Annotated in this window: 21 protein-coding genes and 2 pseudogenes; 19 read left to right on the top strand and 4 right to left on the bottom strand. The window is 56.2% G+C overall.

Features of this window, described 5'->3' with window-relative positions; translation table 11 throughout:
• Positions 1-14: 14 nt before the first annotated feature.
• Positions 15-1,236: pseudogene (locus tag B4967_RS12845) on the top strand (glycosyltransferase family protein).
• A 52-nt stretch (positions 1,237-1,288) separates the two neighbouring features.
• Here B4967_RS12845 and B4967_RS12850 read toward each other — a convergent pair.
• Complete coding sequence (locus tag B4967_RS12850) at positions 1,289-2,890, bottom strand: methyl-accepting chemotaxis protein (protein ID WP_083025606.1); 1,602 nt, start codon at positions 2,888-2,890, stop codon at positions 1,289-1,291.
• A 204-nt stretch (positions 2,891-3,094) separates the two neighbouring features.
• Here B4967_RS12850 and B4967_RS12855 point away from each other — a divergent pair, with 204 nt between their 5' ends.
• From B4967_RS12855 to B4967_RS12890, 8 genes are all read left to right on the top strand, one after another.
• Positions 3,095-3,961 (top strand): MBL fold metallo-hydrolase, encoded by an 867-nt coding sequence (locus tag B4967_RS12855; RefSeq protein ID WP_083025608.1) that lies wholly within the window; start codon positions 3,095-3,097, stop codon positions 3,959-3,961.
• A 47-nt stretch (positions 3,962-4,008) separates the two neighbouring features.
• The gene (locus B4967_RS12860; RefSeq protein ID WP_083025610.1) at positions 4,009-4,200 is read left to right on the top strand and encodes a YgaP family membrane protein; all 192 of its coding nucleotides are present in this window, start codon (positions 4,009-4,011) and stop codon (positions 4,198-4,200) included.
• A 33-nt stretch (positions 4,201-4,233) separates the two neighbouring features.
• Entirely contained in the window at positions 4,234-4,695 is a 462-nt protein-coding gene (locus B4967_RS12865; RefSeq protein WP_083025612.1) for a YeeE/YedE family protein, read from the top strand.
• On the top strand, positions 4,692-5,114 hold the full coding sequence (locus B4967_RS12870) for a DUF6691 family protein (protein WP_083025614.1): 423 nt from the start codon (positions 4,692-4,694) through the stop codon (positions 5,112-5,114). The genes B4967_RS12865 and B4967_RS12870 overlap by 4 nt, the downstream gene beginning before the upstream one ends.
• 141 nt (positions 5,115-5,255) lie before the next feature.
• Positions 5,256-5,957, top strand: coding sequence for a response regulator (locus B4967_RS12875; protein ID WP_062375013.1), 702 nt, complete (start codon positions 5,256-5,258; stop codon positions 5,955-5,957).
• The gene (locus B4967_RS12880) at positions 5,954-7,267 is read left to right on the top strand and encodes an ATP-binding protein (RefSeq protein WP_083025616.1); all 1,314 of its coding nucleotides are present in this window, start codon (positions 5,954-5,956) and stop codon (positions 7,265-7,267) included. The genes B4967_RS12875 and B4967_RS12880 overlap by 4 nt, the downstream gene beginning before the upstream one ends.
• Positions 7,268-7,304: 37 nt before the next feature.
• Positions 7,305-7,967, top strand: a complete 663-nt coding sequence (locus B4967_RS12885) for a c-type cytochrome (RefSeq protein WP_083025617.1) — start codon at positions 7,305-7,307, stop codon at positions 7,965-7,967.
• A 148-nt stretch (positions 7,968-8,115) separates the two neighbouring features.
• Complete coding sequence (locus tag B4967_RS12890; protein ID WP_083025619.1) at positions 8,116-8,985, top strand: c-type cytochrome; 870 nt, start codon at positions 8,116-8,118, stop codon at positions 8,983-8,985.
• Between the two features lie 71 nt (positions 8,986-9,056).
• On the opposite strand, the gene dsbG is transcribed toward B4967_RS12890, so the two are convergent.
• The 3 genes from dsbG to B4967_RS12905 form a co-directional block, all read right to left on the bottom strand.
• Positions 9,057-9,839: a thiol:disulfide interchange protein DsbG gene (dsbG, locus tag B4967_RS12895; protein WP_083025621.1), complete on the bottom strand. Its 783-nt coding sequence runs from the start codon at positions 9,837-9,839 to the stop codon at positions 9,057-9,059.
• Positions 9,840-9,890: 51 nt separating this feature from the next.
• Positions 9,891-10,706 (bottom strand): TlpA family protein disulfide reductase, encoded by an 816-nt coding sequence (locus B4967_RS12900; RefSeq protein ID WP_083025622.1) that lies wholly within the window; start codon positions 10,704-10,706, stop codon positions 9,891-9,893.
• A gap of 98 nt (positions 10,707-10,804) precedes the next feature.
• Positions 10,805-12,565 carry a sugar phosphorylase gene (locus B4967_RS12905; RefSeq protein WP_083025624.1) on the bottom strand — a complete coding sequence of 587 codons (1,761 nt, stop codon included), beginning with the start codon at positions 12,563-12,565 and terminating at the stop codon, positions 10,805-10,807.
• Between the two features lie 260 nt (positions 12,566-12,825).
• Here B4967_RS12905 and nrdR point away from each other — a divergent pair, with 260 nt between their 5' ends.
• The 10 genes and pseudogenes from nrdR (at position 12,826) to B4967_RS12955 (ending at position 24,444) form a co-directional block, all read left to right on the top strand.
• Positions 12,826-13,323 carry a transcriptional regulator NrdR gene (gene nrdR / locus B4967_RS12910; RefSeq protein ID WP_083025626.1) on the top strand — a complete coding sequence of 166 codons (498 nt, stop codon included), beginning with the start codon at positions 12,826-12,828 and terminating at the stop codon, positions 13,321-13,323.
• The gene (gene ribD / locus B4967_RS12915; protein WP_083025628.1) at positions 13,323-14,471 is read left to right on the top strand and encodes a bifunctional diaminohydroxyphosphoribosylaminopyrimidine deaminase/5-amino-6-(5-phosphoribosylamino)uracil reductase RibD; all 1,149 of its coding nucleotides are present in this window, start codon (positions 13,323-13,325) and stop codon (positions 14,469-14,471) included. The genes nrdR and ribD overlap by 1 nt, the downstream gene beginning before the upstream one ends.
• Positions 14,472-14,543: 72 nt before the next feature.
• Entirely contained in the window at positions 14,544-15,710 is a 1,167-nt protein-coding gene (gene ribBA / locus B4967_RS12920) for a bifunctional 3,4-dihydroxy-2-butanone-4-phosphate synthase/GTP cyclohydrolase II (RefSeq protein WP_083025630.1), read from the top strand.
• Between the two features lie 4 nt (positions 15,711-15,714).
• On the top strand, positions 15,715-16,203 hold the full coding sequence (gene ribH / locus B4967_RS12925) for a 6,7-dimethyl-8-ribityllumazine synthase (RefSeq protein ID WP_044630380.1): 489 nt from the start codon (positions 15,715-15,717) through the stop codon (positions 16,201-16,203).
• A complete protein-coding gene (nusB, locus tag B4967_RS12930) occupies positions 16,200-16,703 on the top strand; it encodes a transcription antitermination factor NusB (RefSeq protein ID WP_044630379.1) in 504 nt (167 codons plus the stop codon). The genes ribH and nusB overlap by 4 nt, the downstream gene beginning before the upstream one ends.
• Positions 16,704-16,737: 34 nt before the next feature.
• The gene (gene thiL, locus B4967_RS12935; RefSeq protein WP_083025631.1) at positions 16,738-17,715 is read left to right on the top strand and encodes a thiamine-phosphate kinase; all 978 of its coding nucleotides are present in this window, start codon (positions 16,738-16,740) and stop codon (positions 17,713-17,715) included.
• On the top strand, positions 17,712-18,185 hold the full coding sequence (locus tag B4967_RS12940) for a phosphatidylglycerophosphatase A family protein (protein WP_083025634.1): 474 nt from the start codon (positions 17,712-17,714) through the stop codon (positions 18,183-18,185). Before thiL ends, B4967_RS12940 begins: the two co-directional genes overlap by 4 nt.
• A 96-nt stretch (positions 18,186-18,281) precedes the next feature.
• Complete coding sequence (locus B4967_RS12945; RefSeq protein WP_083025635.1) at positions 18,282-19,535, top strand: DUF945 family protein; 1,254 nt, start codon at positions 18,282-18,284, stop codon at positions 19,533-19,535.
• 118 nt (positions 19,536-19,653) lie between these two features.
• Positions 19,654-22,113: an endopeptidase La gene (gene lon, locus B4967_RS12950; protein WP_083025637.1), complete on the top strand. Its 2,460-nt coding sequence runs from the start codon at positions 19,654-19,656 to the stop codon at positions 22,111-22,113.
• A 160-nt stretch (positions 22,114-22,273) separates the two neighbouring features.
• A pseudogene (locus B4967_RS12955) lies at positions 22,274-24,444 on the top strand (methyl-accepting chemotaxis protein).
• Positions 24,445-24,663: the final 219 nt, after the last annotated feature.

The raw sequence follows: 24,663 nt of genomic DNA on the forward strand, positions 1-24,663 counted from the left end.
AAGGGGATCAGCGAATGAGTGACTTTCATCAAAATGGCGTTATCACCGATTTTCATAACCTAACTCGCCGCCCGGTAGAGGCACTGGAGCAGGAGCTGAGTCAGTTTGCTAAGCGTCGCCCGATGGGGTTGATACTGCCGTCGCTGTTTTCCGAGCTGGAAGGTCCGGCGCTTTCTGCCATCGCGGATGAGTTAGTGAAGGTGCCTTACCTCAACGAGATTGTAATTGGCCTGGACCGCGCCGACCGTGAGCAATTCTTGTACGCCCGGGAGTTTTTCTCTCGCTTGCCCCAGCATACGCGCATTCTATGGAACGACGGGCCACGCCTACGCGAGTTAGACGCCGAGCTGGAAAGCCACGGTCTGGGAGCGTTAGAGCCAGGCAAAGGGCGCAATGTGTGGTACTGCGCAGGTTACGTGCTGGCGTCTGGCCGCTCGTCGGTGGTGGGATTACACGACTGCGATATCCTGACCTACGACCGCAGCCTGTTGGCTCGGCTCATGTACCCCGTGGCGCATCCACGGTTTTAACTACAGCTTCTGTAAGGGCTACTACCCGCGCATCGCGGAAGGAAAACTGAACGGCCGCGTTTCTCGGTTGAGGGTGACGCCGCTGCTGCGGGCACTAAAAACGGTATGCGGGCCGCTACCCTATTTGGACTACTTAGATAGCTTCCGCTACTCGCTCTCTGGGGAGTTCGCAATGCGCAGCGATGTGCTGGAAGGCATCCGTATTCCTGCCGACTGGGGGCTGGAAATTGGCGTACTCTCTGAGCTGCAGCGCAACTACTCCCACCGCCAGCTATGTCAGGTCGATATTGCCGATGCTTACGACCACAAGCATCAGCCCGTTAGCGAAGATGACGCCAATGCAGGCCTTAACCGCATGAGCCTGGACATCGCTAAAGCGCTGTATCGCAAGCTGGCCACCCAAGGCGTAAGCTTTAGCAGTGAAGACTTCCGCACGCCAAAAGCCACATACTATCGTTTAGCACTCGATTTGATCGAAGCCTACGACCACGACGCCACCATGAACGGCCTGAGTTTAGACCGTCACTGTGAAGAGCAGGCGGTGGAGTTATTTGCCAGCAACCTGCGAGAAGCGGGCAACCTGTTTTTGGATAACCCCCGCGAACGGCCATTTATTCCTAGCTGGAACCGCGTTCAGGCAGCTGTACCCGACATACTGGCGCGGATGCATGAGGCGGTAGAGTTGGATAACCAGGGCAAGGTGTAGCTGGGAAGTAAGGTGAGCAAGCCCCCGCCTAGTTGGGCAGGGGCAATGCCTATTAAAAGTCGCTGAAGGAGGAGGAGTGAGCCGCTGGCGCGGCAATAGCAGGCTGGTGCGCTTCTTTATTTAACTTAAAGGTAGTCACCAAGTGGCGAAGCTGGGGGCTTAGCTGTGCTAGCTGCTGGGTAGCATGGTTACTCTGCTGTACCAGCCCCGCGTTTTGCTGAGTCATTTGATCCATCTGCGTCACGGCCTGATTGACCTGCTCGATACCGCTGCTCTGCTCAATGGTAGCGGCGGAGATTTCTTGGACCAGAGCACTCAACTGTTGAATATCTTCAACGACGCCTGTAATCACCTTGCCGGTATTGCTCACCTGGCGGCTGCCTTCTACAACTTGGGCATCCGCATTTTCAATCAGCCCCTTGATCTCTTGCGCGGCAGAAGCAGAACGGCTTGCCAGCTGGCGCACTTCGTTGGCGACGACGGCAAATCCACGGCCTTGCTCCCCGGCACGGGCAGCTTCCACCGAGGCATTTAGCGCCAGAATATTGGTCTGGAAAGCGATGGCATCAATGGTGTTCACGATGCTGCTCATTTGGGTAGCGCTTTCGTTGATGGTAGCCATCGTATTAATCACCGATGCCATGGCATCGCTACCACGTTGGGCGCTCTCAGCAGTTTTGGTGGCTAGTGTGCGGGCGTGATCGGCATGCTCGGCATTCTGTTTTACTGTCGCCGTCAGTTGCTCCATGCTGGAAGCTGTTTCGGCAAGCGATGCTGCCTGCTCTTCAGTGCGGGTAGAGAGCTCTTCGTTCACGCCCACAATTTGCTCTACCCCGTTATTCACTTGGTCGGCACCGTGGTGTATGTCGCTAATGGTGGCGGCTAGGGTCTCGCGCATGCGGTTAATATCATAAAGCAAACTTTGCTGATCGTTAGTCGAAAGGGACGCGACTTGGGTCAAATCCCCATCGGCGATATGGCGCACCACGGAGGCCGCATAGCGTGGGTCGCCACCTAATCGACGAGCAACATCACGAATAACCCAGCCCATCAACAGAGTCACCGGTATACCAATCACTAACAAAACAATCGCTGAGCGGATTAGCTCGGAGATAAAGGCAGCGTTGATGTCATACACGTAAGCCCCCGCCGCCAACGACCATCCCCATTCCGGTAGATGCGCGACATAGCTAACCTTCGGCACTTGGCCGTCACCGGTAATACGGCGTGAGAAGTCGTCAACATGACCGCCCCCAGCCTGAGCAACGTTAAGAAACGCAGCGTATAAACGTGTACCGCTAGCGTCTTGATAGCTGCTCATATCTTCGCCTCGGGGGCGATTGGGGTGAGACACAATGTCGAGATTATTATCAAAAGCAAAGACATATTCGCCTTCGCCAAAGCGTACGCTGGCAATATTATCAATGGCCCGCTGCTGCGCTTCCGCTTCCGTCAGTTCACCAAGCTCAGCACGTTTTTGTAAGGCCTCAAGCTGCCCGTGAACGCTTTTTACAATGTGCTCAATACTGGCGCGACGCTCGTTTTCAATCGTTTGGCGGTTTTCCCACGCCAACCAGCCTACTAATAGCAGCATCGCTATCCAAATGATGCCAAGTGTGCCCCAAAGTTTCTGCGTCGTTGTAAAACGTTTCATGATGTCCCTGTTAAAAAAATTCCAATTAGTAATTAAACCCTGATCTTTATCGGCCAGAGTTTTTTATACCTTAGTCTAATTAATAAAAAATGTCTGATCTATGACACCATTTAAATTCCAAAATGATATAAACATATAATTTTTGTTGCGCTACACTCACTGTATAGATCCACTGATAGCAGTCCATCCTCAGGAGGCTCCAGAATGCAGCGCCCTATCGTTACCCACTTCTTTGATGAGCCAACCAATACGTTCAGCTATGTGGTGCAAGACCCTGATAGCAGCGCGTGCGCCATTATCGACTCTGTTCTGGACTTTGATTACGCGGCAGGGCGCACTGATGTTCGTTCAGCTAATCAAATTATAGCGTTTGTCCGTGAAAAGCGGCTGGAAGTGGCTTGGATATTGGAAACCCATGTCCACGCCGACCATCTCTCCGCAGCGCCGTATCTGCATGATCAGTTAGGAGGCAAAACGGGCATCGGTGCTCATATCGTCGAGGTGCAGGAGATTTTTGGTAAAGCGTTTAATGCAGGCACCGAGTTTGCTCGGGATGGCAGCCAGTTTGATGCGCTATTTAAAGAGAACGATACCTTTGCAATTGGTGCACTAAAGGGGCGTGTACTGCATACGCCTGGACATACACCTGCCTGTTTGACCTATGTGATCGGTGATGCCGCCTTTGTGGGCGATACCCTGTTTATGCCGGATTACGGCACCGCGCGCTGCGATTTTCCCGGTGGCGATGCTCGCACGCTCTATCAATCTATTCAGAAAGTGCTGTCTTTGCCCGAGCAAACGCGGCTATTTCTATGCCACGACTATAAAGCGCCAGGGCGCGAGTTATTTCAGCACGAAACTTCCGTTGCTGAGCAGCGCAAAACGAACGTGCACGTCCATGACGGCATTAGTGAGGAAGAGTTCGTCAAAATGCGTACCGAACGGGATGCCACGCTGGGAATGCCACGTCTGATTATTCCTTCGGTACAGGTCAATATGCGGGCCGGCGAGCTGCCGCCCGCCGAAGATAACGGCCAGGTATACCTAAAAGTACCAATTAACTGGTTTTAAGCGGCGGTGGGTTTACTTAACGACACATGAATGGGCAGGAAACAGCGATGAAAACTAACGTAGGCGGCATTGACAAAATAGCGCGTATTGGCGTGGGTTTGTTGTTAATCGTGCTGGCGTTGATAGGCACGATTGGCCCGTGGGGATGGATAGGGATCGTGCCATTGGCAACGGGGCTATTCAATTTCTGCCCGGTGTATTCGCTCATGGGTATATCCACCTGTAAAACCAAGCGTTAGGCAACGAGCGTTGGGTAACATAAGGAGCTAGATGTGGATTGGATAGCGAGCCTGCACGGGCTAGTGGGCGGTGTGCTGATTGGACTCTCAGCAGTGTGGCTGATGGGCGCACTAGGCCGCATTGCCGGTATCAGCGGCATTATTGGTGGCTTAATTACTCAGCGCCCCAAAGGCGATAGCGCTTGGCGGGTGGCGTTTTTAGCGGGGCTAATTAGCGGACCGCTGCTGGTGATGGCAGTGAGCGGCGGGCTGGGTAACGTGGCGGGCGTGCCCGGTGCAGTGATTGGTGAGCCAGCGGGTGGCGTGCCGCTTATGCTGTTGGCAGGCCTGCTGGTGGGGGTAGGCACTGGGCTTGGCAGTGGCTGCACCAGCGGCCCTGGCGGGTGTGGGTTGGCGCGCTTGGCCCCCCGCTCCATGGCAGCCACGGCTATGTTTTTGGTCACGGCGATGGCCACGGTTTATGTGGTGCGGCATGTCATTGGGGGTGGGGTATGAATACACCAGCTGTAAAAACAGCGGCGGGTTACATTGCAGGCCTGCTGTTTGGTTTGGGGCTAGCGATCTCTGGGATGACAGACCCCGCGCGGGGGCTGGGTTTTTTAGATATTGCCGGTGTCTGGGACCCAACGTTGATGTTTGTACTAGGTGCCGCTGTGGGCACTACCTTTGTGGGCTACCGCTTAGTATTCGCTCGCGGTACGCCGCTTTTTAGCACCAAATTTCAACTGCCAACCAAGCAGGAGCTTGATGCCAAGCTGCTAGGCGGCGCGGCGCTGTTTGGGGTGGGCTGGGGGCTTTCCGGTTACTGCCCTGGGCCTGCCATTGCCTCCATTGGTGGGCTAACGCTGCCGCTTCTTGCACTGCTGGCGGCGATGGTGCTGGGCTGGTTTATTGCCCAGCGTATCGCTCGCTAAGTGAGCAACTCCGTTCACGATGACGCCCTTACTTTCCCTGGTAAGGGCGCTTTTTTTGATCTGGTGCAAGGGTTTTGCCAAAGGGCTTAACGTTCGGTTAATGCACGTTTGTCATGCTGCTTCCATCACAAGGAAACCGCTATGCACGTCCTACTCATAGAAGATGATCCACTGGTGGCCTCTGGCATTCGTTCTGGGCTGATGATGTACCACTTCGTGGTAGAGCACGTTACCTCGGTGCAGGCTGCGCGTCAGGCGATGCAAAGTGTCGCTAGCGACGTGGTGATTCTTGATCGTGGACTACCCGATGGCGATGGCTTGGCGCTGCTGCAATCCTGGCGCGATGAGGGCGTGACGACACCTGTGCTCATGCTGACTGCCAGGGATGCCGTGCGCGACAGAGTGGATGGGCTGCAAAGCGGGGCCGATGATTATCTAGTGAAGCCCTTTGATTTAGATGAGCTGGTGGCAAGACTACATGCGCTACTGCGGCGCGTAGCCGGGCGCAGCCAAGGGCTGACCGTGCATGGCGCGCTGACACTAGACCCCAGCGCTCGGGAGGTGCGGGTAGCGGGCGAACTGATAGCGCTCTCCCGCCGTGAGTTGGTGCTGTTAGAGGCTTTTTTACACGCCCCGCGCAGCGTGCTCTCGGCGGACCAGCTCAAAGATAGCCTCTATGGGCTAAGCGATGACGTAGAGAGTAATGCGCTCAATGTCCATATTCACCATCTGCGCCGCAAATTGGGCAGTGGGATTATCGAGACCGTGCGCGGCCTGGGCTACCGCTTGGGCAAGCCAGAAGCCGTGCTTGCGCCGGGGCAAACGCCTAAGGGGCAGCGATGAGTCTACGCGCCCGCCTGCTACTCACGCTTGGGCTGACGTTGGCGCTGCTATGGGGCGTTGCGGCTGCTTGGCTGCTCAACGATTTGCAGAAAACCTTTGTCGCCACCCTGGACCAGCGTTTGGCTCAGTCCGCGCGCATGGTGGCCGGGCTGGTGCATCAATTGCCGGAGGAGGTGTGGGAACAGAGCATGATGACGACGCTTGCCATTCCACCCATCGAGGGGCTGGCCTGCCAGGTGCACTCGCCACGCGGAGAGGTGATTGCTCGCACCCACGCCAACATGGATAGCGTGCTAGCGCCAGGGCAGCGCGGTCACACCTACCGCCAGGAAGGCGATACCACTTGGCGCGTCTTTACCTACGAGCGCGGCGGCCTGGTCATTACCACGGCGGATCGAATGGATGAGCGCACGATGCTGCTAAACGGGGTAGTTCGGGTAGCCGTCGTGCCGTTTGTGGTGGCGTTAACCGGCATCCTGATTGCGCTATGGGTGGGTATATGGCGCGGGCTGGCACCGCTGTCACGGTTGCGTGAGTCGTTAGCCAGCCGCCACCCAGAAGCGCTGGCACCGGTGGCTACCTACGGCGTGCCGAAAGAGATTAAGCCCCTTATCGATACGCTCAACAGCCTCTTAATACGCGTGCAGCAAACCCTGGTGCGGGAGCAGCGTTTTACCAATGACGCCGCCCATGAGCTGCGCACCCCTCTCACCGCTATTAAGACGCACCTACAGGTCGCCCAACGTGCTGAAGGCCCGGCTGCTCAAGAAGCCCTTAAGTATGCCGAAGCAGGCGTCGTGCGCTTGGCCCACACCTTAGACCAACTGCTCACGCTGGCCCGTGTGGAAGGCCGCATGCGCTTTGATGATGGTGAGCCAAGCGAAGTAGCCCAAGTTGTTGAGTTAGCTGTTGCTGATAGCGCCGCTGCTCAGGGGCAGTGCCAGTGGCCTGAAGTGCTGCCTCATGTGTATTTGGCCATGCCCAGAGAGCTGGCGATTACGGCGCTGCGTAACCTAGTGGATAACGCATTGCATCACGGGCCACGCGGAGCGCCCATCACCCTGACGGCAGAACAAACGCATAGCGACATTACCTTCACCGTGCATGACCAAGGCCCCGGGGTGGATGAAGAGACACTGGCCCAACTGACACAACGTTTTTGGCGGGCCAGTAAGCAGCAGGGCAGTGGTCTGGGGTTGGCCATCGTTGCAGCGATTGCCGAGCGTTTTGGTGGCGACGTGCGTTTTGAGAACGCAAAAGCAGGGGGCTTCTATGCGCATCTCACGATTCCCACGGTGTCACCGCTATAAAGCAATTCCATAACAACCGACGCGATCAGGGGGAGTAATGAAAACATCAATGTGGGGCAGGCTTAGCCTGCTGATGGGCGCTTGCTTGATGGCGAGTGGCAGCATAGCTCAAGAGGGAGATGCCGAGCGGGGTGAAGCGGCATCGGCGACATGTGTGGCCTGTCACCAAGCCAACGGAGGAGGCATGAACATTTCCGGCGGCGAATCCTGGCCGCGCTTGGCAGGCTTAAATTCCAACTACATCGCTAAGCAGCTGCACGATTTTAAAGCCGGGGACCGTCAGAACGCGACGATGGTGACGTTCGCCAATATGCTCGACGATCAGCAAATTGCCGACGTAGCGGCGTATTACAGCCAGCTACCCGCGACGCCAGGCCAAGGCGGCGACAATGCCGATGAAGCGCTGCTGGCTCGCGGCGAGCAGCTGGCCGAACGGGGCGACTGGAACGCTTATATTGTCTCCTGTAAGAGTTGCCATGGCCCGGGCGGCCAGGGTGTGGGAGAGACGTTCCCCGGCATTGCTGGGCAACATGCGGGCTATATCAGTGCACAGCTCAACGCTTGGAAGAATGACACACGCAGCAACGACCCTCAAAACCTAATGGGGGCGATTGCCAAGCGCATGAGTGAAGAGGATATTCAGGCGGTCTCCGCGTGGTACGCCACCCAGCCCGCCGCTGAATGGGAGGCCACACAATGAGCACTTACCATCGTTATATAGTGATCGCGCTATCCAGCAGCGCGCTTGCAGTGGGCACCGGTTTGAGCCTCTACGCAGCGAATGCGTTTGCCAGCAGGAGGAGCGGGCCGATGCCGCGCTGAATCAGCTAGTACACGAACCGCCCACCATGGAAGACTTGGAGGCCTCGGATCTCCATCCAGAGCTTAAAAAAGTCATCCGCTACGGTTATGACCTATTTACCAATACCCAGCAGCTGCGAGGGGAGTATGTGTTCAACGATATGAACTGCTCAAGCTGCCACCTGGGAGAGGGTCGCGTACCGTTTAGCGCGCCGGTATGGCCAGCAGCGGTCACCTTGCCGGATTTTCGCGGCAAAAATCAGCATGTGAACAACCTAGAAGAGCGCATTGCAGGTTGCTTTGCCTACTCCATGAACGGCACGCCGCCTGAGTATGGCAGCGATGAAATGCTGGCGCTTAGCGCCTACCATCAGTGGCTCGCCACCGGCGCGCCGATGTACCCGGATAAATCGATCTATGGCCGTGGCTTCCCAGCGCCTGAACAGCCAGAAACACCCAGCTATGCCAGAGGCGAGGCGGCGTACCAGGAAAACTGCACCATCTGCCACCAGGAAGATGGCTCCGGGCACTATGAAAACGGCGAGTATGTGTTCCCTGCCCCCTGGGGCGATGGCTCCAACAACTGGGGAGCTGGTATTGCACGGGTAGAGACCATGGCCGGCTTCATCTACCAAAACATGCCCCTGGGCCAGCCGCGCTCGTTAACCGGCCAGCAGGCCTGGGATATTGCCTACTACATCAATAGCCAAGAGCGCCCCCAAGGCCCGCGCTACACCGGCGATGTTGCAGAAACCGCCGAGCGATTCGGCCCCACATTCCACAACCGCTCGCTCTACGGCCAAACCCGCGAGCATGACGGCCATGTGCTAGGCGACCACGCTAATTTTGGTGAGAAAGGTGACATCCAACCCTGGAACGTTGGCATGCCACGGTTCGAAAATCTCTCTGAAGAGTAAAACGCGTTAAGACACACCAAACGGGCGGCTATAAGGCCGCCCGTTTAGTAAAAGCCTGTGCTGTTAGCTACTTAAGGCGCTTCGCTACCCATCATCTCAATGAGGCGTTCTTGGCTGGGGAGGCCTTGGATTCGGTCAATGCGCACAGTGCCGCCTTCAGCCTCACGTTGGAAAGCGCTGGTGGGGGTGGCGTAGAGGCCTAGCTCTTCAAAGAGCTGGTTGTTGGCATATACCTGCTCTTCGATATCCCGTGGCTGTGCGCTGGTGGAGAGTTCATCACCTTCAATGTGACGGTGCTGGGCAGCGGAGGGGTCGTCAGCGCCGAGAATGGTGGCGGCTAACGCAGGGCTATTGGGGGCGAGAATACCGACCATAATATGGCGCAGCTGAACCTGGCCAGCCTCTACCCAGGGACGTGTTTGTTGCCACAGTTGACGGCAATAAGGGCAGTTGGCGTCGGTGAAGGTGTAGATGATGCGTGATGCATCCGGGTCGCCATCCTGAATCCAGCGGCTCTCTTCAAGCAGTTCCCAGGTTTCGGCCTCTAAGGGTGCCCGTACGTGCTCGTCAAGCTGTGCCTCAGTCAGGTCGCTGCCTTCGCTGTCTACCAGCGTGCCAATAATGGCGTGTTCTCCATCAGGTGTTAAATAAATCGCCATATCTTGCCCTTGCACGCTGGCCCCAAAGCCGCGCATTCCACCTGGCGCATCAAACTGTCCATGAATCGTTAAGCCCTGGTTGGCCAGCGCCTGCACGGGGGCTGGTAGCTCGTCGGCATGGCTGGCTGCCGCTGGGCTACCCAGCGCGGCAAGTAAAGCGAAACGGCCAACATGGGGTAATAAAACACGTTGCATAGCACTATCCTTATGAAAACGGCTTGGTGTGGTGCCGTGAGGCAAAATATATTAGCGAATACGTGAAAGGCCATCTTGCAAGGTGGCGCGGGAGAGCTCGCCAAAATGGGTGCTCACGAGCTGTCCATCCGCGTTGTAGTAAAGCGTTGTGGGCATGGCATGAGCACCGGTGGTTTGGCCCAGGGCATTGCGCGGGTCCTGCCATACATTATTCAAATCAAAGCTGTTTTCGCTCATAAAAGCTTCGATTTGCTGAAGGCTTTCACCTTGGTTAACGAACACAAAGGTGATGTCTTGCGCTTGTTGCTGGGCCTCTTCAAACACCGGCATTTCACGAATACATGGCGGGCACCAACTTGCCCAGAGGTTCACCACCATGGGCTGTTGCTGCTGCTGAGCAAGTTGGGGCAGGGTAATAGGCTCGCCGCTGAGTGTAGCAAGCGGAGTAGTGGGCAGTGGGCGTGCCTGCTGTTCGATCAGTAGCGTACTGCCAGCCGTCAAGCCCCAGGCCAAACCGCCTACTAAAAGCGCCCCGGCAAGTGGCGCTCGTTGGCGCGGTGAGCGCCACATTGTCCACCCAGCGTAGCCAAGGCCCGCCACTACGCCACCGAGTATATCGAAACCGCCATCGCGAATATCCAGGCGCGACAGCAAGCCGTCATAGTCGCTCCAGTAGCGCACAACAAAGACGAGGCGTGCGGCCACCATCGCCACAAATAGCAGGGTAAATAACGTATCGCTGACCGCCACGCGATGCCGCTGACCAATAAGCGCACCCGCTAGCAGGGCCAGTAAAAAGGCAAATCCAATCATCAATTGATGCAGACTAAACCCCATGGGCCCAATCGCAACGCTTTGCTGCAACATAGTCACTCACGCTTTCACCAGTGGTTTAGCGTGAGTGTGTCAGAACAAGATTATTTAACGATTATCTCTCGTTGCCCTGAGTCGTTATGTCGCAATTTTTACGCGTCAGCAACCAGCCAGCGTACGGCATAAGGCGGCAGTGTTTCCTCGTGGTGAGCTGTGAGTGGGTCAAGCGGCTGCCAGTCGTGCTGAGTGAGTGCCTGGTTCAGGGCATCGCCTGCGAGAGCGAGATCACACTTACCATCGGTGACGTTATACAGCGCGAGCAGTCGTCGCCCGTTACGGAGTGGCCCGCGCTCGATGGCTAGCAGCTCGGGTGGCGTGTGTATCACGCGCTGTGGCGCGTTGGGGTGAAAGCAGGGCTCTTGGCGACGCTGCTCTAGTAGCCGATGAAGGGCATGGAAAACGTCATGGGTGGGGGTGGAAGGGCTCTCCAGCAGCAGTGCCAGCTCATCAAGCTGCCAGCGGCGACGGTTAATCGAGCGTAAGCGGCCGCTGCGCTCCACGCCTTCGACATCATTTAGCGTGCCGGTGAGCGTATGGATATAGAGTGCGGGTATTCCTTGCAGGCTGAGCATGATCGCTTGGCTGCATAGAAAGCGCGCAATTTGCCATGGGTCTGGCCCGCGGCGGGTGCCACGCATGGCCTCAAACCAGGTAATGTTGATCTCGTAGGGCGTGTCGCTGCCATCAGGGTTACTGCGCATGCTGACAAACCCACCAAAGCGATGACTCAGCTCCAGCAGCGCGTCGCGTTCATGGTCAGGCAGCAGGCCTTCTAGCGGCCGTACGCCAATACCATCGTGGCTCGCGGTGAAGTTTAAGTAGGTGCACTGATCAGGCAGCACCGGCAAGCTGTTTAACCACGTTTGTATCGTCGTCGCTTCGCCGCGGGTGAGGGTGTGCAACAGCAATGGCGGCAGGGCGAACTGGTACACCATGTGGGCTTCATCGGGAGCGCCTTCCGCTAATCGCTCCAAGCCAAAGTAGCTGATGTTTTCGGCATGGGGCACGTTGGTTTCGGTGATCAGCAGCGTGCCGGGGGCTATTTCATCCACGATGGCGCGAAGTAAGCGCACCACCGTATGGGTTTCTGGCAGGTGAATGCAGGAGGTGCCCAATCGCTTCCACAAAAACGCCACCGCGTCCAAGCGAATAATGCGCACCCCTTGCTGTAGGTAGAACAGCAGAATACCCACGAACTCTAGCAACACATCCGGGTTTTCGAAGTTGAGGTCTATTTGGTCTTCCGAGAAAGTCGCCCACACGTGGCGCGTACCCCGGCGCGTAGAGATCGGCACTAGAAGTGGGCTACTGCGCGGGCGGGTGACTTGGGAGACATCGGCATCCGCATCAACTTCTATAAAGTAGTCGCGACCGGGCAGGCTGCCGGTCAGGTAATCCACAAACCAGAGCGACTCTCTGGAGACATGGTTCAGCACTAAATCAGCCATCAAGTCATAGTGGCTGGCTAGCGTTTGGATATGCGCCCACTCGCCCAGCTCGCTATTGACCTCGCGGTAGTGAATCACCGAAAAGCCGTCGTCGCTGCTCCAGGGGAAAAAGGGCAGTACGTGAACCCCGCTAATGGTGTCGCCCAGATAGCGCTGTAGAAAAGTATCCAGCACCGCTAAAGGCGGCGTACCTTCATCCAAGATGGAGTCACCGTAACAAATGACCCGCTGATCTTTTTCGCGCCATGTTGGTGCATCGTGGCCCGCCGTGCTAGAGGGTGGGGAAGCTGTCGAGGCGGTACGAAAATGCGCAAGATGCTGGCCAATACGCCGCTGTACTTCCTCCGCACGGGGGCCATACAGGTGGGTAAGGTAGTGGTGAACGGTCTGCTCGAAAGGGGTCATAAAGGGCGTCCTATAAATCAACCTTCGACAAACGCTGCAGCTTGTGTGCCAAATCGTTACAATACCGTGTTGATACGCGTTGTATAACACAGCTACGCCGTAAGGGCAGCGATAAGGCTGCCGCTGACAATAGGCGATAAAACAGTTTATAAAATGGCGAATAACGGGCAGGGCATGAAGCCTTGTAGCGCTTTTTATTCGTACAGGCTGACACGCTGCACGCACAGCTACTAGTGCGTACTGATAATAGGTTGACTGCCATGCATTGCCCTTTTTGTGGTGCAAATGATACCCGAGTGACAGATTCCAGGCTGGTGGCGGAAGGCGACCAGGTGCGCCGCCGCCGTCAGTGTGCCAACTGCCAAGAGCGTTTTACGACTTATGAAACCGCTGAGCTGATTATGCCGCGGGTCGTAAAATCCGACGGCTCTCGCGAGAGCTTTAATGAGGCGAAACTACGCGACGGTATGCTGCGCGCGCTGGAAAAGCGCCCGGTAAGCGCTGAAGCGATTGAAGCGTCGGTAGAGCGTATTCGCCAGACGCTGCGCGCCCGTGGCGACCGTGAAGTCAACGCGCGTGAGATTGGTGAAGCGGTGATGAAAGCGCTGCGTAGCTTGGATCAAGTGGCCTATATTCGTTTCGCCTCGGTATATCGAAAATTTAAGGATTTAGACGAGTTCCGGGCGGAAATCGACCGCCTCTCCCAAGAGCCCACGGATGAGCCAGAGGGCAGTGGGACACAGCACGGAGCATCGTAATGGGTGAATTCTCCACCGCCGACTATCGCTACATGGCTCGCGCTATCCAGCTAGCCAAACACGGGCTTTATACCACCGACCCCAACCCCAGGGTGGCGTGTGTGATGGTGCACTTTGATGGCAGCGCGGAAGGCAGCATTGTGGGCGAGGGATACCATGTGTGTGCGGGAGAACCCCATGCAGAAATTCACGCCCTAAAGGCGGCAGGCAGCGCCGCCCAGGGTGCCACCGCTTATGTCACGCTAGAGCCTTGCTCACATACCGGGCGAACAGGGCCCTGCGCGGTGGCGCTGGCGCAAGCGGGTGTTGCGCGCGTGGTGGTGGCGATGGGGGACCCTAATCCCCAGGTCAGCGGTGGCGGTATTGAGCATTTGAAAGCAGCAGGCATTCAGGTGCAGGTAGGCCTGTTGGAAGCAGATGCCCGGGCGCTGAATGCGGCCTTTATTTCCCGTATGGAGCGTCAGCGCCCCTTTGTGCGGCTGAAAATGGCGATGAGCTTGGATGGCCGTACCGCCATGGGGTCGGGGGAGTCCCAGTGGATTACCGGCCCGCAAGCGCGCACCCAGGTACAGCGCTTGCGGGCGCGCTCCAGTGCCATTTTAAGCGGTGTGGAATCGCTTATTATGGATGATTCCCGCTTAACGTTGCGCGCCGACCAGTTAGCGCTGGGTAATGCGGAAGAGATCGTGCAACGACAGCCGCTCAGAGTGATTCTTGACTCTCGGCTAAGATTACCGCTCGCTGCGGCTTGCCTGCGGGAACCAGGGCGCACGCTGATTATCACCACCGATCAGCATAGCGAAGAGAAACGGCGTAAACTGGCGGCGGCGGGTGCTGAGATTCAGGTGTTGCCTGCCGAAGGCGGTCGTATTGCGCTGGCTGACATGCTGCGTTGGCTGGCGGATAATGAGCAGGTTAACGAGCTGTTGGTAGAGACCGGCGCAACGCTAGCAGGAGCGTTACTGGAGGCGAATTTAGTCGACGAGCTGCAGCTATTTGTCGCTCCTACGTTGCTAGGCGGTGAGGCGAGGCCACTCTTTGCACTGCCCGGGATTACCCAGATGGCCGATCAAAAACGCTTGACGATTAAAGAGTCGCGAACCGTTGGGCAAGATTGGTGGATCATCGCCACCCCTCACGCTGACTAGCGCAAGCCGTCATTGCAAGGTACCCTGACGCCCGAAATCGCATACGATGCGACCACATTTTTTGGAGATTCCATGGCGCACTCCTCTTCTGAGGGCTTATCCCCTATCGCTGAGCTGGTGGACGATATTCGCCAGGGCAAAATGGTGATTCTCATGGATGATGAGGATCGCGAGAATGAAGGTGATATCATCATGGCCGCCGAAATGGTGAAGCCTGAGCATATCAACTTCATGGCACGCTACGCGTGCGGCTTGATCTGTATGCCGATGACCCGTGAGCGCTGCGAGCAGCTCAACTTGCCGCTGATGGTGCGCGATAACGGCTCGGGCTTTGGCACCAAGTTCACGCTCTCTATTGAGGCAACCGAAGGCGTCACGACCGGTATTTCAGCGGCTGACCGCGCGCGCACTGTGCAGGCAGCCGTTGCACCCAACGCTAAACCGTCGGATATCGTTCAGCCAGGGCATATTTTCCCGCTGATGGCCGAGCCGGGCGGCGTGCTTCGCCGTGCCGGTCATACGGAGGCGGCCTGTGATTTGGCAGCGCTGGCAGGCTTTGACCCCAGCGGTGTGATTTGTGAAATTATGAACGATGACGGCAGTATGGCGCGTCGTCCGGAACTGGAAGTGTTTGCGAAGGCGCATGGCATTAAGATGGGCACCATTGCCGATCTGATCCACTACCGTATTGTGAACGAGCAAACGGTGGACCATATAGAAACCTCTCAGGTGTCGACCGTTCACGGCAAGCTTGCGCTACATGTGTTCCGTGATCGCATTCAAGGTGCGCACCATTTGGCGCTGGTAAAAGGGCAGCCAACTCCAGAGCAGGCCACTACCGTACGCGTGCACCTTGCCGATACGCTGCGCGACGTGATGGGCTTAATGAAGGGTGAGCAGTGTCGGTGGGATGCCAACCGCGCTATTCATGAAATTGCCCAAGCCCAGGCCGGTGTGTTTGTACTGATTGATGATGGGCGTCCTAATCAAGATTTGAAAGACCAGCTAGATATCTTTCTGGATCGCGTACGCCAGCCGCGTACCAGCGACTCAGACGGTTCTGGCAACTACTTAACGATTGGTACTGGCTCGCAGATTCTGCGCCACTTAGGCGTTGGTAAAATGCGGCTACTCAGCTCTCCGTGGAAATTCTCAGCGCTCTCTGGGTTTGATCTTGAAGTAGTCGAGCGCCTGGGGCCCAATGACACGGCGTATGAGCCAACTTTTCAGCAGGAATAAATTGATGCAACCCCTTTCGCAAATTGAAGGCACTTTTGTAGACGTTGATGGACGCTATGTCATCGTGGTGGGCCGCTTTAATCACCACGTGGTCGATAGCTTGGTGGAAGGTGCCGTCGATAGCCTGACACGCCATGGTGTGGATGTGGAAAATATTCATATCGTTCATGTGCCGGGCGCGTGGGAACTGCCCCTGGCCGTGAAGCGTGTACTCAATGTGATGAAGCCGGATGCGGTGATTGCCCTCGGTGCGGTCATTCGTGGCGGCACGCCGCATTTTGAGTACGTGGCGGGTGGCTGCAACACGGCTATTAACCATCTCCAGCTTGAGTTTGATACGCCCGTAGCCAATGGCGTATTGACCGTTGAGTCTATTGAGCAAGCCATTGAGCGTGCAGGCACCAAAGCCGGTAATAAAGGCACCGAAGCGGCGATGGCCGCGATGGAAATGGTGTCTCTGCTGCGCGCGCTGCCGGTAGGAGATTCTCAATGAGCGAGCGTCGTGAGCGCAAGCCCTCTGCGGCACAGCAGGGGCGTCACGCCGCAAGGGAGTTAGCGGTACAGGGGCTTTACCAGTGGCAGATGACCGGTAAGTCCATTACCACGATTGAAGCTGAGTTTCGTAGCCAGGTGGCTGACGATGACTTAGAAGATCATGAGAACTGGGTAAAGGTCATGGAAATCGCTGACAAAGCGCTGTTCCATGAGCTACTGCATAACACGGTGCGTTTCAAAACCGAGCTGGACCGTGAAATTGCCCCATTGCTTGATCGCCGTTTGGAAGATTTGGACGCGGTGGAGCTGGCGATTCTTCGTCTCGGCGCTTACGAGCTTTCCCGGCGAATGGAGGTGCCTTACCGCGTAGTGATTAACGAAGGCGTTGAGCTGGCAAAATCATTTGGCGCCACCGACGGCCATAAATACGTGAATGGCATTCTCGACAAGCTGGCAAACCGCTTACGAAGTGCCGAAGTCAGCGCCCGCCGCTTGTAAGCGGGCCGCCTGATCAAGCGTTTAAGGGGCCTTTGTGCTTGCCGAATTCGATCTGATTCGACGTTACTTTATGTCGCCGCAGGAGGCACAAGCGACAGATGGCGTTGCCCTAGGATGCGGCGATGACGCCACTCTATTGGTACCCCAGGCGGGGCAGCAGCTGGCGGTGAGTGTTGATACATCCGTCGTCGATGTTCACTTTCCCCACGATGCCCCCGCCTATGCGATAGGACACCGGGTGTTAGCCGTGGCACTCAGCGACTTAGCCGCGATGGGGGCTAAGTCGCGCTGGTGCTTGATGGCTATCACCTTGGATCAGCGCGCCTTTAAAGATGACACTGCCGCTGAGCAGTGGCTTGCCGATTATGCCAGCGGTTTTCACACGCTTTGCCAGCAGCACGCGACGACACTCGCTGGAGGCGATGTTACCTCTGGCGCGCTCAGCATTAGCGTCACCGTGATGGGCGAAGTGCCTACTGGCACGGCTATAACGCGTTCGGGCGCGCAGGTGGGCGATGTGGTGGCCGTGACCGGTGCATTAGGTGGCGGTGCTGGCGGGCTAGCGTTGTGGCAACAGGGTGAACGGGATCTGAAACACCCGTTGCTACAGCGCTATCTATTGCCTCAGCCCCGGCTAAAGGCCGGCATTGCGCTACGCGGACTGGCCACAGCGGCGATGGATATCTCCGATGGCCTGCTAGCGGATCTGGCGCATCTGCGGGAAGCGTCCCAGGTAGGTGTCGCTTTGCAGCCCGACTCGCTACCCCTAGCCGAAGGATTAGCCGAAGTGCTGGGCAGCGAAGCGGCCTTAACCGCAGCGCTATCTGGCGGTGATGACTACGAACTGCTGGTGACACTACCTCCCTCCAAGGTTGCTCAAGCGCAAATGCAGCTGGCCGAGTTAGGCCTTTCGCTTAGCATTATTGGCCGCTGCACCGAAGCGCTTGGGGTGACGGGAGTGCCTGTAGAAGGGGCGACTGGCTGGCAGCATTTTCGTGGGGGTGCCCAATGAACCGAGCACCGGCGAGCGTCTGGCGGCGCCCCACCCACTTTTTTGCTTTTGGCCTAGGTAGTGGCACGGTGCCTTGGGCACCGGGCACCTTTGGTACCCTGGCTGCGATTCCTTTCTACTGGATGATGGCCGACCTGACGCTAGGCTGGTACCTAGGCATTGTGCTGGCAGCCTTTGTGGTTGGCGTATGGCTGTGCGATAAAACGTCTCATGACCTGGGGGTGCATGATCACTCAGGGATCGTATGGGATGAGTTTGTTGGTTACTGGATTACCATGGCAGCGGTTCCTTTCGCCTGGGAGGCAGCGCTGTGGGGGTTTGTGGTATTTCGCATCTTCGATGTCTTTAAGCCATGGCCCATTCGCTGGGCTGACCGCCGAGTAGCCGGTGGTTTTGGCATTATGATTGATGATGTGATGGCAGGGGTCTACGCCTGGAGTACTATGCACCTTTGGTTTTGGCTGCATTAAGTTAAGCCTGCGCATCAACTGCTATGCTTACTGTGTTGCACGCCTACTGCTTGCATGGAGTGAAGCCTTCTTGGGGAGGCTATTCAAGGAGATAGCATGCGCAAGGAACGTTTGATCGTGCCTATCCTCGCGGCCGTGGCCGTGATCTGGATGGTCGCGCAATTGCTATCTAGCGTTCTTTTTGAACGTAGCCTACGCCAAGCGCTGGAAGATCTGGAGGCGCGGGGCGAATGGCGTGTCAGTCGAATTGAGAACCACCAGGGGTGGCTAACCTCCCGTGGAAGGCTAATTCTTTCTCCTCTGTTAGGTCGGCCTTGGCGTTTGGAACTGACCTACCGGGCCCGTCATGGAGTGCTCAGCACGGATGTTGAAGGCACCCTATTGCCGCGCTTGGATAGTGTATTGCAGAAAGCGGTGGGTGAGGTCTCGGCGCCTTCGGTGCCACGCTGGCAAGGCCGCTACCAAACGTTGAGTGGGCACACCGAGCTGCGTCTGGCCCTGGCGCCCTTTGTGATTCAGCAGAGCGGGCGTGAGCTGGCGGTTCGTGGTGCTCGCGTTCGGCTAGAGGGGCTGTTTGGTGACTGGCGTTTGCGCGGGTTGCTGGAACAGCTCACGCTGACCGATGGCCTTGCCCAACTCACGCTGGGGCCAACCCAGCTAGAGAGCCGTTATACCTATATTGAAGATGCCTACCATTTTGCTCAGCGCGACCATCTGCATATTGAAAGTTTAGCGCTGCGCTATCCCGCTTACGATATTCATGTCACACCCTTAGATGTGCATAGCCATATGGAGCTGGATGAGAGTGAGCTGCGCTTGAAGGGCGAGCTGATTATTGGCGATGTGCGTGTGCCTAGCGAAGCACCTGATACCTCGCTGTTAAGCGGACGTATAGAAGCGGAGCTTTCCCGGCTAAACGGAGATGCAGTGCGGGCAACCATTCGTCGGCTGCGTCAGGAGGCTGCTTGGGGCGATGCCAGCCTGCCTATGGCAGAAGGCTTATTGTCACGCTTAGAGCCAGATTTGCTCCAGGTACTCAGTGATTCTCCGCGCTTAGATGTTACCGCTATTGATATTGATAGCCCGTTACTTGGCTTGCAGGTGGATGCCGAGGGGGCTCTGTTTTTTGATGCGCGCCGCCTGGATGAGTTAAGTATCACGGCTCTTGGTAAATCCGATGAACGTGCTCGCTGGTTAGAGCGTATTGATGGCGATTTTGTATGGCACGAGGCGCCCACGGTGGCTGCCCTATGGCTAGGCCTGCCGCTAGGCACGCGGGATCTGCAGTTTGATGTCGTTCGTGGAGTATGGCGTGTGAATGGCCGCCCTATGCCGACGCTTTGGCCATGAATGCTTTCACAAACATTGGCTAAATTGCCTTGAGGGTTGAAGTTTTCCCTGTGTGCCCACATTCCTTTAGCAATGCTGAGTGGCCCAAGCCGCTAGTGACTGTTGATGGGAGGGGCGCATGAGCGACCAGGATTACGATCGAGAACACGAACATCAAGACTGGCTTACTGAGAGTGAGTCGCACGATTCCCAAGAAGATAACCCCAAAAGCAACGATTACCGCTCTGATGGTGAGCGGGTAAATTCGCTAGTGCCTGCCAGTGAGATGCTGCCCGAGCGCATCTACCTGCTACCGATTCATAACCGTCCTTTCTTTCCTGCCCAGGTTCAGCCGCTGGTCATTAACCGCGAGCGCTGGGAAGAGACCATGCGCCGGGTCAATAACACGCCACACCACACCATCGGCGTTGCGTTTGTTGGGGAGCATGGCGTTGAGTCGCTGGATCACGAAGGCTTCCCCGAGATTGGCACCGCAGTGAAGGTGCATAAGCTCAAAGGCGAAGATCAACAGATTCAGTTCATTGCTCAGGGGTTGCAACGTTTTAAAATCCAGCGCTGGCTCTCCAAAGAGCCGCCTTACTTGGTAGAAGTGACTTACCCGAAAGAGCCAGTCAATGCCGAAGATGAAGAGACCCGTGCCTATGCCATGGCGATCATCAACGGCATTAAAGAGCTGCTTCCCATTAACCCGCTCTACGGGGAGGAGCTAAAACACTACCTTAACCGTTTTAGCCCCCATCAGCCCGGCCCGCTGACCGACTTCGCTGCGGCGATTACCTCGGCCAAAGGTCCAGAGCTTCAGGATGTACTGGCCACACTGCCTGTTGCTGAACGCATGCACAAAGTGCTGCCGCTGCTGCGCAAAGAGATCGATGTCGCCCAGTTGCAAAGCGAAATCAGCGAGCAGGTCAATGCCCAGATGCAGGAGCGTCAGCGGGAATTTTTCCTACGCGAACAGCTAAAGGTGATTCAGCGTGAGCTGGGCATCTCTAAAGATGACCGCGAAAACGACGTGGATACTTTCCGAAACCGGCTGGAATCCTTGGTGGTGCCAGAGCGGGTTCAGGCACGTATCGATGAGGAGCTGAATAAACTCAGCGTGCTGGAAACGGGCTCGCCGGAGTATGGCACCACCCGCAACTATCTGGACTGGTTAACCTCGCTGCCTTGGGGAGTAACCAGCCAGGATAAGCTGGATCTTGCCCATGCTCGAGAAGTCCTCGACCGCGACCACGATGGTCTAAAAGACGTGAAAGAGCGGATTGTCGAGTTCCTTGCCGAGGGCACCTTTAAAGGCGATGTGGGCGGCTCGATTGTGCTGCTGGTTGGCCCGCCAGGGGTGGGTAAAACCTCCATTGGGCGCTCGATTGCGGAAGCGTTGGGGCGTGAGTTTTATCGTTTCTCTGTGGGCGGTATGCGGGATGAGGCTGAGATAAAAGGCCGCCGGCGTACCTACATTGGCGCGATGCCCGGCAAGCTCGTTCAGGCCTTCAAAGAGGTTGAGGTAGAAAACCCGGTCATCATGCTTGATGAGATCGATAAGCTGGGTCAATCTTTCCAGGGTGACCCCGCCTCGGCACTGCTCGAAGTCCTCGACCCCGAGCAAAACGTCGACTTTCTGGACCACTACCTCGACGTACGGATGGATCTCTCCAAGGTGCTCTTCGTCTGTACCGCCAACACGCTGGACAGCATCCCCGGCCCGCTGCTGGATCGCATGGAGCAAATTCGCCTGTCGGGCTATATCGCCGAAGAGAAGCTGCAAATCGCCAAGCATCACCTCTGGCCGAAGCTGCTCAAACGCGACAACCTGACGAAAAAGCGCATTAACTTGAGCGATGCGGCGCTGAAGCAGGTGATCGACGGCTATGCACGTGAAGCAGGCGTTCGCCAGTTGGAAAAACAGCTGCACCGTATTGTGCGCAAAGCTGCAGTGAAGCTGCTGGAAGAGGACGTTGAAACCGTCAAAGTCTCGGTCAAGAACCTGGAAGAGTTCCTGGGCGCGCCGCTATTCCGTAAAGAGAAAGTGCTTAAAGGCGAAGGGGTGGTGACAGGCCTTGCTTGGACCTCGATGGGTGGCGCTACTTTGCCTATTGAGGCAGGCAAAGTCCACTCGTTAGATCGTGGCTTCAAGCTAACCGGTAAATTGGGCGACGTGATGAAAGAGTCGGCTAATATCGCCTACAGCTATACGCTTGGCCATTTGGCTGAGTATGGAGCCGATGCTGACTTCTTTGACTCCGCTTTTGTGCACCTGCACGTACCGGAAGGGGCGACGCCCAAGGATGGTCCGTCGGCAGGCGTGACCATGACGACTGCACTGCTGTCGTTGGCTAAACATCAGTCGATTAACCGCCCGTTGGCGATGACTGGGGAGCTAACCCTTACCGGCCAGGTATTGCCAGTCGGTGGTATTAGAGAAAAAATCATTGCAGCACGGCGCAGCGATATTTTTGAGGTCATTTTGCCTGAGGCTAACCGCCGTGATTACGAAGAGCTGCCCGAGTACCTGAAAGAGGGTATGACGGTTCACTTCGCTAACCGCTATCGGGATGTTGCTAACGTGGTATTTAAGTAGCGCTCTTCGCTGGTTTTGCTTTAGGCAATAGGATTTGATTAGCGCCGCTCTGAAAAGAGCGGCGCTTTTTTACATCTGTTTACTGGTGAAAAGCATCGCTTAACCTGGATAATAGTGAAAAATCAAAATATTAAAAAATAGCTACCCTGGGGAACCTTCTATGCGCAACAACCAGCCCGTTACCCAACGCGAATATGTGCTTGAGGAAGAAACCGTACTTATTTCACGTACGGATTTGAAAGGCAACATTACTTATGCTAACGCGGCCTTGTGGAGGTCAGCGGCTATACGAGAGACGAGTTACTTGGCGCACCCCATAATCTAATACGCCACCCGGATATGCCTGAAGCCGCTTATGCGAACTTTTGGAAAACCATTCAAGCGGGTAAAACCTGGCAGGGAACGGTTAAAAACCGACGTAAGAATGGCGATCACTACTGGGTGCATGCCACCGTAGCACCGCTGGGCGACGGTGACCGCATTGTTGGCTACACCTCGCTGCGCCGCAAGGCAGGAGCGAAACGTGTCGCGTTGGCAGAGCAGGTCTATGCCGAGATACGTGAGAAAGGCAAATCCCGCCGCTATGCTCTCCACCAAGGGGCGTTAACACGCCGAGGCCTTGGCGGCTTTTTTGCCCGCTTTCAGTTTACCAGCCTGAAGGCCAAGTTGACTGGCATGGTAGTGGCGTCTTTGCTGCTGTTGGGGTTAGCGGGCGGCTTGGGGGTGTATGGCCTAGTGGTATCCGGTGAGCGTCTGGATACGCTTAATCGTTCAGGTTTGGAGGCGGTGGCGGAACTACAGCGTCTAGAACGCCAGTTAGGTAGGTCCGTTGAGTTGCTAGAGCCTGCCGTGCGCAACCCCAGGCGGGTGGATTTAGAGGCCTTATCAGCCTCTCTAGAGAGTGGGCGGCAATCCATATATAGCTTATGGGAGTCGTATCGTGCCACCAGCCATGCGGCCCCAGATGCACTACAGACATTCAATGAGGCGTTGACACGTTGGAATGACGGCGTCACCTCTGCCGCCACGGCGATAGAGCAGGCGCAAGGGTTTGCTGCGTTTGAGGCCTTTAATGACATCGTAAAACCCACCACCGATCAACTGCGTGAACTGAGCAGCCAGCTGGTCAGCGAAGAGCGCGCAGGAGCGCAGGCGCTGGTGGCTGAAGCTCAGCAAGGGCGTCACTATATGTTGATTGCTCAACTGGTGCTGATGTTAATTGGCCTGCTCATTATGGGCGGCTTGAGCGTGGTGATATTTAAATCGGTGTTACGCGGCTTGGAAGGTGCACGGCATATGACCTTCCAAATCGCCGCAGGTAATCTGGCTGCCCGGGAGCGCCGCCAAAGTAATGATGAGCTAGGTGAGCTGCTCTATTCGCTGGATACCATGCGGTTTAGCTTGGCCAGTATCGTCAGCGATCTGGAAAACCGAGTCTCCGTAGTGACGCCTGCTATTCAGCGGATTGCTGCTGAAAATGAAGAGCTGGCGTCACGCACCGAACAGCAGGCTTCTTCGCTGCAGCAAACGGCCTCTAGCATGGAGGAGATGACCTCTACCGTGCAGCAAAATACTGATAATGCGCGTCAAGCTACCGAGCTTGCTCAGCAAAATGCTACTAGTACCCGCGATACCCGCCAGCAGATGGAACAGTTGGTAGAGCGCATGCAGCGCATCGCCAAAAGTGCTGAGAAGATGACCGAAATGATCGGTGTCATCGATAGCATTGCTTTTCAAACTAACATTCTGGCGCTCAATGCTTCCGTCGAGGCCGCCCGAGCCGGTGAGCATGGCCGCGGGTTTGCAGTGGTGGCAAGCGAAGTGCGCACGCTGGCAAGCCGCAGCGCCAATGCCTCTCAAGAAATTCGCAAAATGATCGACAGTACCTCGCAAGAGGTCAGTGGTGGTCGTAGTGCTGTTGAACAGGCTGAGCATGCCATCGAAAATGTAATGAAGCAGGTTAATCGAGTGAGCGAGCTGATGGCCTCTATTAGCACTGCCTCAAGCGAGCAGAGTAGCGGTATCGGCCAGATCAATTCGGCCATTGCCGAGATGGATGGCGTCACCCAGCAAAATGCCTCGAAAGTGCAGTCCATAGCAGCATCAGCAGATAATCTTGCCCTCGAAGCGTTTGAGCTAGCCAATGTGGTTGATGCCTTCCGCCTGGAAGGAGCGCAGGCGGAAAGTACGAGTGTGGCTCGTGAGAAGCTTGGCAACGTTCAGAAAATGGCCAAGCAAGCAGCGCCTCGTCTGACGAATAGTAAGCCGTCTAAGCAGCAGGCCAGCATGCAAAGCTCCAGTGCAAGCACCAATGACTGGGATGAATTTTAACCCCTGTTAACCAGCATCTACTCAAACCAAAGCAGACCGCTTGGATATGCCCCCTTACGGTGGCATATTTTTTGCCTATTTAATTAATACAAGCGTATTAAATAGGCTTAGTAGCTCTGGCCGCCAAGCCATCGGCAAAACATGCCTTCCTTAGAAAAACATGTCTTTTAAAAAAAGGCATATAAAAAGTGGCTCTTCGACGTTGGGTGTGGAATTCGC

The sequence above is a fragment of the Vreelandella lionensis genome, from assembly GCF_002087295.1.
GTDB lineage: Bacteria > Pseudomonadota > Gammaproteobacteria > Pseudomonadales > Halomonadaceae > Vreelandella > Vreelandella lionensis.

Excerpts from the sequence above, each read along its gene's own strand:
- B4967_RS12905 (WP_083025624.1), bottom strand. The coding sequence starts at position 12,565 with ATGACCCCTTTCGAGCAGACCGTTCACCACTACCTTACCCACCTGTAT.
- B4967_RS12945 (WP_083025635.1), top strand. The coding sequence starts at position 18,282 with ATGCGCAAGGAACGTTTGATCGTGCCTATCCTCGCGGCCGTGGCCGTG.
- B4967_RS12870 (WP_083025614.1), top strand. The coding sequence starts at position 4,692 with ATGAATACACCAGCTGTAAAAACAGCGGCGGGTTACATTGCAGGCCTG.
- dsbG (WP_083025621.1), bottom strand. The coding sequence starts at position 9,839 with ATGCAACGTGTTTTATTACCCCATGTTGGCCGTTTCGCTTTACTTGCC.
- B4967_RS12885 (WP_083025617.1), top strand. The coding sequence starts at position 7,305 with ATGAAAACATCAATGTGGGGCAGGCTTAGCCTGCTGATGGGCGCTTGC.
- ribD (WP_083025628.1), top strand. The coding sequence starts at position 13,323 with ATGGGTGAATTCTCCACCGCCGACTATCGCTACATGGCTCGCGCTATC.
- nrdR (WP_083025626.1), top strand. The coding sequence starts at position 12,826 with ATGCATTGCCCTTTTTGTGGTGCAAATGATACCCGAGTGACAGATTCC.
- lon (WP_083025637.1), top strand. The coding sequence starts at position 19,654 with ATGAGCGACCAGGATTACGATCGAGAACACGAACATCAAGACTGGCTT.
- B4967_RS12860 (WP_083025610.1), top strand. The coding sequence starts at position 4,009 with ATGAAAACTAACGTAGGCGGCATTGACAAAATAGCGCGTATTGGCGTG.
- B4967_RS12890 (WP_083025619.1), top strand. The coding sequence starts at position 8,116 with ATGGAAGACTTGGAGGCCTCGGATCTCCATCCAGAGCTTAAAAAAGTC.
- B4967_RS12875 (WP_062375013.1), top strand. The coding sequence starts at position 5,256 with ATGCACGTCCTACTCATAGAAGATGATCCACTGGTGGCCTCTGGCATT.
- nusB (WP_044630379.1), top strand. The coding sequence starts at position 16,200 with ATGAGCGAGCGTCGTGAGCGCAAGCCCTCTGCGGCACAGCAGGGGCGT.
- B4967_RS12880 (WP_083025616.1), top strand. The coding sequence starts at position 5,954 with ATGAGTCTACGCGCCCGCCTGCTACTCACGCTTGGGCTGACGTTGGCG.
- B4967_RS12940 (WP_083025634.1), top strand. The coding sequence starts at position 17,712 with ATGAACCGAGCACCGGCGAGCGTCTGGCGGCGCCCCACCCACTTTTTT.
- B4967_RS12850 (WP_083025606.1), bottom strand. The coding sequence starts at position 2,890 with ATGAAACGTTTTACAACGACGCAGAAACTTTGGGGCACACTTGGCATC.
- B4967_RS12855 (WP_083025608.1), top strand. The coding sequence starts at position 3,095 with ATGCAGCGCCCTATCGTTACCCACTTCTTTGATGAGCCAACCAATACG.
- B4967_RS12900 (WP_083025622.1), bottom strand. The coding sequence starts at position 10,706 with ATGTTGCAGCAAAGCGTTGCGATTGGGCCCATGGGGTTTAGTCTGCAT.
- ribH (WP_044630380.1), top strand. The coding sequence starts at position 15,715 with ATGCAACCCCTTTCGCAAATTGAAGGCACTTTTGTAGACGTTGATGGA.
- ribBA (WP_083025630.1), top strand. The coding sequence starts at position 14,544 with ATGGCGCACTCCTCTTCTGAGGGCTTATCCCCTATCGCTGAGCTGGTG.